Consider the following 12,218-nt stretch of genomic DNA (forward strand, 5'->3'; position numbering starts at 1 on the left):
GCCGGGGCTGATCAAGCTTTACGGCGGGTCAAAAGACTTTGAATCAAAACTCGACTCATTATTTACTCTGCCATGGAACCCTAACTATATTGCCCGCAATGTAGAAACCATGATAGGTCAGTACTGCCAGGGCAACCAGCCCGATCACGAAGCACCCTTCGCTTATATTTTCATCAATAAACCAGCGAAATCACAAAAAATAATCGACTATATTTTAAATAACCTGTATGGCATTGGCGATGAAGGCCTGGAGCTTAGCGGCATGGACGACGCGGGCGAAATGTCGTCATGGTATGTTTTCAGTGCGCTGGGTTTATATCCGTTTTCGGCAACCGATCCAAAATACATTGTAACTGCGCCTCTTTTCGATGAAGTGAAATGGACAACCAGTAATGGTAAAACGTTAACAATCAGCAAGCCCGGAAAGGGCAGGGCTGTTACCTCAATACAGGTAAACGGAAAGGCAAACAGCGGTTATTTTGTATCGCATGACCTGTTTAAAACGGGCGGCCGGATAAATATAGTTACTAAGTAAATAATTGCTTTTAGCAGATAAGAAAGCGGCCGTGCCATAATATGGTACGGCCGCTTTCGGTTAAAGATATTCCCTCATAAAACATCTGAAGGGCTATATTTGCGACGATGGAAAATTCAAAACTTGAGCAACTAACTAACCTGAGCAAAGGATATAAAGCTTTTCTGTACGATTGCGATGGCACCCTGGCAGATAATATGGGTGCACATAAAGAAACCTATATAAAAGTAGCTGCAAATAAAGGTCACGTAATTGAAGGCGGTATAATAGATGAGCTGGCCGGCTGGCCGGTGATCAATGTAATTGAAGAGATCAATAAAAAATACGGGACAGATTTTGACCCGCTGGAGTTTAAGGAACAGAAGTATAAATTGTTTCTGGACGAATATATTGCGCATACATTGCCGATAGCTCATGTGGTTGATCATCTGCGGGCGCATGTTGGAAAAGTGAAGATCGGCGTGGTATCCGGTAGCGGCAGAATTGCTGTAGAAAGAACGCTCCAGGTACTGGGGATAGCGGATCTTGTTGAAGTGATGGTTTGCGCCGGCGAAACCGAGCGGGGCAAACCTTTTCCCGATCCTTTTTTGAAAGCCGCGGAATTGCTGAGAGTTGCCCCTGGTGACTGTCTTGTGTTTGAAGACGGAGAGGCTGGAACGATAGCTGCAACAGCCGCCGGCATGGCCTGGGTGCGCATCGATCAGTTATAATTTATCGGATTATTTCGGCTTTTCTTTGTTTTTGAAATGAGCACGGGCTTGTTTTAAGCCGGTTGCAATGGCTTCACCTTCATTACCGGTTGTTTTTAGTACTTCATTAGCGATCTCGGTTGCTTTGTCCCGTATTTTCTTGGGTTGATTTTTATATGATGGCGGGTAATCACCGTTATACCAGGGCATAATTCCTCCTTTTTTATCCTAACAATTAGCAGTCTCTTTTGTTAAGTAGTTATGAAAAATCCATTTAAAAAAGAAGATAACACAGGGTTAATTGTTGCTGTAGCTGCAGGCGCGGCATTGGCAGGCGTATTAGCTTACCTGTTTTTAACCGAAAGCGGCGGCGAAGTAATAAAGTCAGTTAAGCACAAGCTAAAAGATGAAGCTAAGGATCAGGCTTCGGGCATCGTTAGTGCCAAAACCGGGGTAAAGAAAAAAAACGTAAAAAAAGTAGCCGACCACATTGTTAAATAGGATTGCCATCGAAATTAAAGGTGCCTTATGTGGAAGCTTATAAAGAATTGGTGAGCGCCTGCAGGATTGTACCTGGAGGTGCTCACCGGAAATATGGGCGCTGATCAGTAAAACTTAATAGCCTGTCACAATCCGCCTCGTTCTTTATATTGTATATTTATTGGTTAATGTATTAATGAACTCAACGAAACCCGCCGGACGACGGCAGTTGAGTTCATATAGTGCAGTTAGGCAGATTTTAAGGGATCGGCAGGTGATCTAAAGCTTCTTCAAACGTGCTTAATTCTTTAAGCCAATCCATATTAAAGTTTAACACAGCTGCAGATTTATGAAACAGTTGTTTATAATAACTGATGCCTTCCTGTAGCTGGGCTTTAAACTTATCCAACTGTTTCTTTTTCTTATCCGTAAGGTTTATTAAATGCGATTTGATGTCGGTTTGTAAGTATTCAATGTAAAGGTCAAGCTCTTTGATGAACATATGAGGCCGCTTTACTTTCTCCAGCAGGTCAAGCTTGCCATAAATATGTTTTACCATTTCATCCAGGGTGTATAGTCTGTTAAAGTAGGCCAGGTTGGGGCCAGGACATACGGCTACGGCAGGTGTTTCCTTTGATTTCAGGATCTCATATTTGATATAGGCCGATGTACATAATCCTTCACAAAGGCAAATTTTCTCGGTAACTGTATCAATCTGCTGTTGCAGCTCATCCTGTGGCAGGTTAAGCGATTGCAGTTGTTTGATCTTTAAGTTTTGATATTCCCTCGATGCAGTGCAGATGGGTTGGTCGGTAAATTCAGTATTGGTAACCAAATATTTTTTGGTACAGGGACTGCCGGGCCTGTTCATTTGCAGGCGTTTTAACCGGAGCTGTTCCATGCTGTTAGGCCTGAAATTGTTGAACAAGATCCCCAATGGTGAAGCCCCGCTTACATAAAAATCTTCGGTCGTCGCGTCTGCAAGCTGCATCAGTGTTTGTTCATCAACATTAGTAGTTTCCGGAACTAATAAGAACGGGCTTCCCCAGCCAGTGGCATCAAGCCGGTAGTGTTCCATCAAAAAATTATTTTCTTCAGCTGTGCCAATGCCACCTTGTACCGTTAAGCGTTGCTGGGGCACAATTGCACAGGCAATATTCTTAGCTGTTAATGCAGCTGTGTATAATTGAAAAAGTTCGGCGGTCATTTCTGCCCGTTTCTCTTTAAACTCTTCCAGTATCGGGCCAAGTAAAAAACCTTCAGTAGCAAAGGCATGCCCGCCGCAGTTTAATCCTGATTCAACCCGAAACTCAGATACCCACAACCCTTTTTTTGCCAGGAATTTAGCCTGTATAAATGCCGAGCGAAAATCGCTTACCTTAAGGATGATCTGCTTGCTAAAATGACCTTCGTTATCCGGTAAAAATTCATTAAAAGTTTCCAGGTAGCTATATAGCCTCGGGTTCATCCCTGCCGATAGTATGATTGATGAATGCAGCGAACTGTTAACAAAGCCACGCAGGGCAGCGAGCGCATCGGTATTTTCATCGCCAAGATAGTTCCCATCGCCATCGAAATTCATCTTATCTACCTTCGACATAATGTTTACGTCGATAGCACCGATGCTCATCTTTTTACGCAGGATGTTTTGAAAGATCTGCCTGCGTTCGTTGTCGGGATAATCCAGCATCAACTCATAACCTTGTTTAAGCTGCGATGAATCGGGCAAAAGTTCAAAGTACCGGGTGATGTCGCTGCCAGGTTCAAATGCCTCTTTTTTTAGTTGTTCAAATTGCCGGCTTACTAACTCATTAACCAGGTTAAGGTATGTGGTGATCCGTTTTGCCCGGGCATCAGGAGCAGATTTAAGTATAGGTGTAAAAGGTTTATTGTTGCTTAATGTATGATACTCCCGCATCCTTTCAATCAGTTCGTCATCTACTATCGAAATAACCGACGAGATGCCGTAACGTGCAACTTTTAATGGGGTATCAACAGAATATCCTAATCCTAATACCGGGATATGAAATGTATGGCTCATGCAGATTTTTTGTTTTGGTGGAACCTGTAGTTCCGGTTGTCAAAACTATAAAGGGTGCAGGCTTCAAAAACTGACGGATATCACATTTTCGGCAATTGCTCATCATTATTTATCCGGCATTTATAGGGCAGTTTTGAAGCTGAAAGCATATACAGCATGACCGGAAGCCCAACTATTGAAAAAATAAGCTGTTACCATTGCGGTGACGATTGTTTAACCGAAACCTATATATTGGATGATAAGCATTTTTGCTGCCACGGCTGTAAAAGTGTTTACCAGCTGCTGTCAGAAAGCCAGCTTTGCAACTATTATACTTATAATGACCATCCCGGGGCTACCCGTGCCCGGATCGACAGGCGTTTCGACTATCTGTCCGAACCATCTATAGTAAGCCAGCTTATCGACTATACCGATCAGCAGGTTACCATGGTTACTTTTTATATACCGCATATCCATTGCAGCTCATGCCTGTGGCTGCTGGAAAAGCTCAATAAAATTAATCCTGCTGTACACTATTGCCGGGTTGATTTTTTAAAAAAGCAGCTTAATATCCGCTTTGATCATCACCGGTTAAACCTGCAGCAACTGGTAGAGTTGTTATATGATATAGGCTACGAGCCGCTCATCAGTTTGCAGGATGTTATTAAAGAACAAAACGCCGCCACTAAAGATCACCTGGTTCAAAAAATAGCAGTTGCCGGGTTTTGCTTTGGCAATGTAATGTTGTTGAGCTTTCCTGAATATTTCGGGATATCGGCTTATGAACAATCATTCAGGCAGTTTTTTGGCTGGTTAAATGTGTTGTTTAGTTTGCCGGTGGTTTTTTACAGTGGCCGGGAATACTTTGTTTCGGCCTGGCAAAACCTTCGCCGTAAATCACTGAACATTGATTTTCCGCTGGCTTTGGGAATCGCTGTACTTTTTGTTCGTACTGTGTTTGAAGTCATCACGCATACCGGTGCAGGCTTTGCCGATACACTTTGCGGACTGGTGTTCTTTTTACTGGTAGGTAAGTTTGTTCAAAAGAAAACCTATCATCATATCTCGTTCGAGCGCGATTACCGCTCGTTTTTTCCGGTAGCGGTTAATACTATTGTCGATGAGAAGGAAAAGCCCATTCCACTTTCGGATCTGCATACCGGGTACCGTATCCTGATCCGTAATAACGAGATCATCCCGGCCGATGCCATATTATTGAAAGGGCACGCGCTTGTAGACTTCAGTTTTGTAACCGGCGAAGCCGTGCCAATAAACAAAACCTGGGGCGAAATTATTTATGCAGGCGGCCGGCAAACCGGCGAAGCCATTGAACTGGAGGTGGTAAAGCCCGTATCTCAAAGTTACCTTACCCAACTCTGGAACAATGAGGCCTTTAACCGCAAGCAGGACAACCGGATGCAAACCTTTAACCAAAAGGTAAGCAAGTATTTTACTATTGTTTTATTGGTGATAGCTATAGCCTCGGTGCTGTTTTGGCTGCCAACCAATATAAACAGGGGCATAGCCGCATTCACTGCGGTACTTATAGTTGCCTGCCCCTGTGCGCTGGCTTTGAGTACACCGTTCACGATGTCGGCAGCTTTGAGCATTTTTGACCGGAACCTTTTCTACCTGAAAAATACCGCCGTTGTTGAACAGTTGGCTGCTATTGATACCATTGTGATGGATAAAACGGGTACCATTACTACCAGCGATAATGATCATGTTCAGCTGAACGCACAATTAAGCGGAATAGACAGGGAACTGGTTTACAATGTTTGTATGCATTCCAATCACCCGCTAAGCAGAATGATATGCAGGTACCTCGGCAGCTACAAACGTTTGCCAGTAACAGAACTCACGGAAGCAGCAGGCCGTGGGATCACGGCTTCGGTGAACGGGTACCAGGTACGGATCGGGAGCGAACAGCATGTTTCAGGGTATAGCAGGGACACTTCGGCGGGTACCAAAGTTCATGTTTCGGTAGATGGTAACTACAGGGGATATTTTGCCTTTGCCCATCAATACCGCGACGGACTGAAAAATATCAACAACCTTGAACAGGACTATAAATTATACCTTTTATCGGGCGACCAGGATCACGAGCGATTTGAGCTGATCCGTTTTTTTAAGACAACAGATAACTTATTTTTTAACCAGTCGCCCCAGGATAAGCTTGATTTTATTGGCAAACTGCAACAACAGGGTGCTAAGGTGATGATGATAGGCGACGGATTGAACGATGCAGGGGCACTTAAACAAAGTGACCTGGGCATAGCCGTAACCGATAATGTAAACAACTTTTCGCCTGGCAGCGATGCCATTATGGATGGCCGGTCGTTTGGCAGGTTACCGGCATTTTTGCAGTTTTCGAAAGATACGGTAAGGATCATTCATGCATCTTTCCTGATCTCCCTAACCTATAATTTTATTGGTTTAAGCTATGCCGTCACCGGCAAGCTCTCGCCTTTGTTTGCAGCAATCCTGATGCCTGTAAGTACGGTAACCATTATTTCGTTCACCAGCCTGGCCACACATTTCGCAGCCAAAAAAAGAAAGCTATCATGAGCGTCATTTATTTTCTGATAGGGTGTAGTGTAGTGCTTGCACTCATTTTCCTTATTGCATTTTTCTGGGCCCAACGGACAGGGCAAAACGAAGATCTGTATACGCCATCGGTACGCATCCTGTTGGATGATTCGGATGATGCCGATACCGAAAAGTGATATCTGTCATCTTTTGTGCAAATCTCCATCATTCTGCCGCTTAAGCCAAGGCAATAGTTTTACACCATAATAAAAACACTTTATGCAGCCCGAAAAATTTTACTATGACAACAAGATCGTGCGGAATTTTGGCATCGCCACCGTGATCTGGGGAATAATTGGGATGACCGTGGGCCTCATCGTTGCTATACAATTGTATAGCCCGGGGATGAACATGGGCAACCAGTATACCACTTTTGGCCGCATCCGGCCCTTACACACCAACGCCGTGATATTTGCCTTTGTGGGTAATGCCATTTTTATGGGTGTGTATTATTCATTGCAACGCCTGTTGAAGGCCAGGATGTTCAGCGACTTGCTTAGTAACATTCATTTTTGGGGCTGGCAGCTGATCATTGTTTCGGCCGTGATCACATTGCCGTTGGGCCTTACCACATCGCACGAATACGCCGAGCTGGAATGGCCAATTGATATTGCTATAACGCTGATATGGGTTGTATTCGGTATCAATATGTTTGGTACCATATTTAAACGCCGGGAAAGGCATTTGTATGTGGCCATCTGGTTTTACATAGCCACATTTGTTACCATAGCGGTATTGCACATTGTAAACTCGTTTGAACTGCCGGTATCTGCCTTTAAAAGCTATATGGTTTATGCCGGTGTGCAGGATGCCCTGGTGCAATGGTGGTACGGGCATAATGCTGTTGCATTTTTCCTTACTACGCCTTATTTGGGTATGATGTATTACTTTTTACCCAAAATGGCTAACCGGCCAATTTATTCGTACAAACTAAGTATCCTGCACTTTTGGGCGTTGATATTTATTTACATCTGGGCTGGTCCGCACCACCTGTTATATACCACGTTACCGGGCTGGGCGCAATCATTAGGGATAGCTTTTTCCATTATGCTGATAGCACCAAGCTGGGGAGGCATGATCAACGGTTTGCTTACACTGCGTGGTGCTTGGGATAAAGTGCGCGATGATGTTATCCTGAAATTTATGGTGGTTGGTCTTACCGCTTATGGTATGGCCACTTTTGAAGGCCCTATGCTTTCGCTGAAACAGGTTAATGCCATAGGCCACTTTACCGATTGGATCATTGCCCACGTACACGTAGGTGCTTTGGGTTGGAACGGTTTCTTAACCTTCGCCATACTTTATTGGTTGATACCACGCATTTATAAAACCCAGCTTTACTCTAAAAAAATGGCGTCCTTCCATTTCTGGATCGGCACTTTAGGAATCCTGTTTTACGCGGTGCCGATGTATTGGGCTGGTTTTACCCAAGGCTTAATGCTTAAGGAGTTCACACCTGAAGGCATCCTGAAATATCCAAACTTTTTGGAAAGTACGCTACGCATTATTCCTATGCATGTGATGCGCTCTGTAGGCGGCGGGTTTTACCTGTTGGGGGTAATTGTAATGGCCTATAACCTGGTACGTACCGCCATGCAGGGCAAACTGGTTGCTAACGAAGCGGCACAGGCAATGCCACTTGAACCGCTGCCAAAAGCCGCCAAAGAAGGCACCTGGCACCGCACGCTCGAACGTAAACCTATCCAACTGATGATAGCCGCTTTGATCGTGATTTTGATAGGTACGTTTGTTGAGCTGATGCCTACGCTTACTATCTCATCAAATATCCCAACTATTGCTGCTGTTAAACCTTATACGCCGCTTGAGTTACAGGGCCGGGATATTTATATCAGGGAAGGTTGCTCAAACTGCCATTCACAAACGGTAAGGCCTTTCCGGTCGGAAACCGAGCGATATGGCGAATACAGCAAGGCCGGAGAGTTTGTTTACGATCACCCGTTTTTATGGGGATCAAAACGCACCGGGCCCGATCTGGCCCGCGAAGGAGGGAAGTATGGTAACGCCTGGCACTATAATCACCTGATGGATCCACGGCTGATGTCGCCGGGAAGTATCATGCCGAATTATGACTGGCTTTTAACCCAAACACTTGACACCACCACAACCGTTGCTAAAATAAATGCGATGCGCACGCTGGGAGTACCTTACGCGCCAGGCTATGAAAAAATAGCTAATCGCGATCTGGATAAGCAGGCCAAAGAAATAGCGGCCAACCTTTATACCGATCATATCAAAATCAAGAACGATAAAGAGGTAATAGCCATTATTGCGTACCTGCAACGCCTCGGGACTGATATTAAAGCCAACAAAACAGCCAGTAAATAAATAGCATGTTTAAACAATTTACAGAAAGCATTAATGGTACCCAGGTGTACCTGCTTTTTTCCTTAGCCATATTCCTGGTGTTTTTTATTGTGGTATCTGTACTGCTTTTGCGCCTCCGGAAACAACATATCGACCATATGAGCGACCTGCCATTGGAGGACGGTAACGGCGAATCACTTAATCCTTATCAGCTATGAAACACTACCGCATATTGTTTTTAATACCATTTATATTATTGATACAGCCGGGCATGGCTGTTGCTGATAACCTGATCCCCGACGATCTGCAAAACGAAATAGCTTACTGGATAATTGCAGCAATGCTACTGTTGTTTGTTGTGGCGATGCTGGTGCTGCTCCGGACTTTTAAAGTACTTGCCAGGGTAGTCCTCAAATCACAGGGGTACACGGAAGCGCAGATAGCCGCTGAAATGGCCCCCGTTAAAAAGGTTAAAAAGCCCAAGGCTGAAGTTTGGAACAAGCTGCTATCCTTAAGACCGCTTGCCGAAGAAAAAGAACTGCTTATTGAGCATGATTATGACGGCATCCAGGAATTGGATAACCCGATACCGGCCTGGTTCATGTACCTGTTTTACGCTACCATCATTTTTTCTGTGGGATACCTGTTAAACTATCACGTTTTTCATTTCGGGCAGCTACAATACGAAGAGTATAATACTGAGATGGCACAGGCAGATATCGCTAAGAAAGCTTATTTAAGCAAAGCGGCCAACCGGGTTGATGAAAACACAGTAAAGTTAGATGCGGAACCGGCGGTACTTGCCTCCGGCCAGGCCATATTTAAGCAAAGTTGTGTACCCTGCCACGGTGATCATGCCCAGGGTGTTGTTGGTCCCAACCTTACTGATGATTACTGGCTGCATGGCGGCAAGATCAATGATGTGTTTAAAACCATCAAGTACGGTATACAAGCCAAGGGAATGCCTACCTGGGAAAAGCAGTTATCGCCCAAACAGATCTCGGATGTGGCAAACTATATAAAATCATTGCATGGTACCAATCCGGCGGGCGCTAAAGAGCCGCAGGGCGAAAAAGAAAGCGATGATGCTGTTAAGGCGGCAAAAAAGGTATAGCATATTTATCACTTAAACAATGGAAGGATTACTGGCGGGCAAGGAAAACAGGAAGCGGCAATGGATGTATCCGTTGGTGCGCAAGGGCAGGTTTTATAAATGGAGAAGCTGGCTGAGTTATTTCTATCTCATCTTCTTTTTCAGCGGACCGTTTTTACGCATCGGCGGGCAGCCATTGCTGCTGCTTGATTTTATGAACCGGCATTTTGTGCTGTTGGGGCAGGTGTTTTGGCCGCAGGATATTTTCCTGTTTGCGCTGGCCTCATTGGTCTTTCTGGTTTGCATTGTGATGTTTACCATTGCCTTCGGGAGGATCTTTTGCGGCTGGATTTGTCCGCAAACCATTTTTATGGAGATGGTTTTTCGCAAGATAGAGATCATGATCGAGGGTGACGCCAACAAACGCAAAAAGCTGGATGCCGGTCCCTGGACTAAGGAAAAGATCAGAAAGAAAGCGATCAAGCATGTTTTATTCGTACTGGTATCGTTCCTGATAGCCAATACTTTTCTGGCTTATATCATCGGCAGCGAAAATCTGATCAGGATAATGGTGGAACCTATTACACTGCATTTGGTGGGTTTTGCCAGTATCTGGGTTTTTACGCTGGTGTTTTATTTGGTTTATAGCCAGGTACGTGAGCTGGTTTGTACGGTGATATGTCCCTATGGCAGGCTGCAAAGTGTATTGATAGATCAGCATACACTGGTGGTGGCTTATGACGATGTACGTGGCGAACCAAGGGGTAAATTAAGCAAGGTTGCTGATCCCTTTAACCTGAAAGGTGATTGCGTGGATTGCAGTTTGTGCGTTGCAGTTTGCCCAACAGGTATCGATATCCGCAAGGGAACACAGATAGAATGTATTAACTGTACTGCCTGCATTGACGCCTGCGATCAGGTGATGGACAAGATTGGCAAACCCCGCAACCTGATCGGTTATTTTTCCGAAAATATGATCAGGCTGAAAGAGAAGCCAACTTTCACAGGGCGTATGATGGCTTATACAGCAGTGATCACCATTTTGGTAACTGTGTTGAGTTACTTTATTTTCAGTCGCAGCGATATGGATATGACGGTGATGCGCAGTGCCGGGATGCTTTATCAGCAACAACCCGGAGGGTATATCAGCAATATCTATAACGCCGAGATTATCAACAAAACAGATAAAAATAAAAATATAACTATTGTGGCCGATGATCCTTCGATCAAAATAAAATACATCCAGGCGCCTGCAGTTGTTGCCAAAGGAGGAACTGAGAAAACCGTGTTTTTTGTTATGCTGCCCGCCTCACAGATCCACAATGCTAAAACAAAGATCCGTTTGCGATTAATAGTTGACCACCAGGTTATTCAAACGGTAAGCACCAATTTTATAGGACCAATAAACGATTAAGCAAATGAATTGGGGAAAAGGAATTATTGCAGGGATGGCGGCTTTTATGCTGTTTATCCTGAGCATGTGTATCTATATGTTCAATGCACCTGCGGACGATTATGATCATCAGTACTATGAAAAAGGATTGAGTTTCAACAAAGACCATAGCCGCGAAGAACAGGTAAATAAAGATCACGCCGAACCGGTAATAACACAGAACAATGACTGGCTCATAATGGCTTTCGCCCAACCGGTAACCGGAAAGGTGAGTTTTATGCGTCCTTCTGATAAGACTATGGACAGGTCGTTTAAATTGGATAGCGGTGCCGGTAAATCAGCCGAAATCGATCTGCAGGGCATGGCCAAAGGCCCCTGGCAATTAACATTTGAATGGGAAAGCGACCATAAAGCTTATCTATATCATAAGGAGGTATATATTAAATGAGTAACAACCAGATCGCATTTTTTATAGGATTGTTTGGGAGTGTGCATTGCATTGGCATGTGCGGCCCTCTTGCTTTTGCCGTACCTGTTTCGCAAAACCGCTGGTGGCTTATCATTACAGATAAGCTGCTCTATAACATTGGCCGGGTAATTACTTATACATTTTTAGGCTTGCTGATAGGTTTTATTGGTAAGCAATTGTGGCTTTTCGGCTTGCAGCAGGGGATAAGTTTGATTAGCGGTTTGTTGATCATTATGGCTGGTCTCTCACGTTTATTTAAGTTGAGAAGATCATCAAAAATGAAGCTGGCTCCTGTTATGTTATCGCCCATTAACAAGCTGCTGCAATACGCCCTGAAGAACCGGGCAGGTCATTTGGTTGTTGGATTGCTTAACGGTTTTTTACCCTGCGGCTTTGTTTACCTGGCGCTGGTGGGGGCAGTTAACAGCCCATCGCCTGCAGATGCCGCCGGGTATATGTTTTGGTTTGGAATGGGTACTTTCCCGCTGATGCTGGTGGCTACTATCAGTTCGGGTTTTATAGGGCCGGTTGTAAGGCGACGAATCAACCGGGCCATGCCTTACCTGATGGTTTGCCTTGGTTTCTGGTTTATTTTGCGGGGATTGAATCTGAATATTCCTTATTT

Annotated in this window: 13 protein-coding genes; 11 read left to right on the forward strand and 2 right to left on the reverse strand. The window is 44.5% G+C overall.

What is annotated here, in order from left to right; genetic code table 11:
- Together VF500_RS00005 and VF500_RS00010 are read left to right on the forward strand one after the other, a co-directional pair.
- On the forward strand, positions 1-535 hold a 535-nt coding region (locus VF500_RS00005; protein ID WP_330857709.1), incomplete at its 5' end, for a glycoside hydrolase domain-containing protein.
- A 107-nt stretch (positions 536-642) separates the two neighbouring features.
- Complete coding sequence (locus VF500_RS00010; protein WP_330857710.1) at positions 643-1,245, forward strand: HAD family phosphatase; 603 nt, start codon at positions 643-645, stop codon at positions 1,243-1,245.
- A gap of 9 nt (positions 1,246-1,254) precedes the next feature.
- Here VF500_RS00010 and VF500_RS00015 read toward each other — a convergent pair whose 3' ends face one another.
- Complete coding sequence (locus VF500_RS00015) at positions 1,255-1,434, reverse strand: hypothetical protein (protein ID WP_330857711.1); 180 nt, start codon at positions 1,432-1,434, stop codon at positions 1,255-1,257.
- Between the two features lie 51 nt (positions 1,435-1,485).
- Here VF500_RS00015 and VF500_RS00020 point away from each other — a divergent pair, with 51 nt between their 5' ends.
- Positions 1,486-1,725: a hypothetical protein gene (locus VF500_RS00020; RefSeq protein ID WP_330857712.1), complete on the forward strand. Its 240-nt coding sequence runs from the start codon at positions 1,486-1,488 to the stop codon at positions 1,723-1,725.
- 238 nt (positions 1,726-1,963) lie between these two features.
- Here the strand turns inward: VF500_RS00020 and VF500_RS00025 are convergent, their stop codons facing one another.
- Positions 1,964-3,745, reverse strand: coding sequence for a hypothetical protein (locus VF500_RS00025; protein WP_330857713.1), 1,782 nt, complete (start codon positions 3,743-3,745; stop codon positions 1,964-1,966).
- Between the two features lie 156 nt (positions 3,746-3,901).
- Between VF500_RS00025 and VF500_RS00030 the strand changes: the two genes are divergently transcribed.
- The 8 genes from VF500_RS00030 to VF500_RS00065 all read left to right on the forward strand — a co-directional run.
- Positions 3,902-6,292 (forward strand): heavy metal translocating P-type ATPase, encoded by a 2,391-nt coding sequence (locus VF500_RS00030; protein WP_330857714.1) that lies wholly within the window; start codon positions 3,902-3,904, stop codon positions 6,290-6,292.
- Positions 6,289-6,450 carry a cbb3-type cytochrome oxidase assembly protein CcoS gene (ccoS, locus tag VF500_RS00035; RefSeq protein WP_330857715.1) on the forward strand — a complete coding sequence of 54 codons (162 nt, stop codon included), beginning with the start codon at positions 6,289-6,291 and terminating at the stop codon, positions 6,448-6,450. Before VF500_RS00030 ends, ccoS begins: the two co-directional genes overlap by 4 nt.
- A gap of 82 nt (positions 6,451-6,532) precedes the next feature.
- The gene (gene ccoN / locus VF500_RS00040; RefSeq protein WP_330857716.1) at positions 6,533-8,659 is read left to right on the forward strand and encodes a cytochrome-c oxidase, cbb3-type subunit I; all 2,127 of its coding nucleotides are present in this window, start codon (positions 6,533-6,535) and stop codon (positions 8,657-8,659) included.
- Positions 8,660-8,664: 5 nt separating this feature from the next.
- Positions 8,665-8,856, forward strand: coding sequence for a hypothetical protein (locus VF500_RS00045; RefSeq protein WP_121228714.1), 192 nt, complete (start codon positions 8,665-8,667; stop codon positions 8,854-8,856).
- Positions 8,853-9,752, forward strand: coding sequence for a cbb3-type cytochrome c oxidase N-terminal domain-containing protein (locus tag VF500_RS00050; protein WP_330857717.1), 900 nt, complete (start codon positions 8,853-8,855; stop codon positions 9,750-9,752). The genes VF500_RS00045 and VF500_RS00050 overlap by 4 nt, the downstream gene beginning before the upstream one ends.
- Positions 9,753-9,771: 19 nt before the next feature.
- Positions 9,772-11,145, forward strand: coding sequence for a cytochrome c oxidase accessory protein CcoG (ccoG, locus tag VF500_RS00055; protein WP_330857718.1), 1,374 nt, complete (start codon positions 9,772-9,774; stop codon positions 11,143-11,145).
- A 4-nt stretch (positions 11,146-11,149) separates the two neighbouring features.
- A complete protein-coding gene (locus VF500_RS00060; RefSeq protein WP_330857719.1) occupies positions 11,150-11,572 on the forward strand; it encodes a FixH family protein in 423 nt (140 codons plus the stop codon).
- Positions 11,569-12,218 (forward strand): sulfite exporter TauE/SafE family protein (locus tag VF500_RS00065; protein WP_330857720.1); only part of this gene is annotated, 650 nt, incomplete at its 3' end. The genes VF500_RS00060 and VF500_RS00065, both read left to right, overlap by 4 nt.

It is taken from the genome of Mucilaginibacter sp. (genome assembly GCF_036383575.1).
Lineage (GTDB): Bacteria > Bacteroidota > Bacteroidia > Sphingobacteriales > Sphingobacteriaceae > Mucilaginibacter.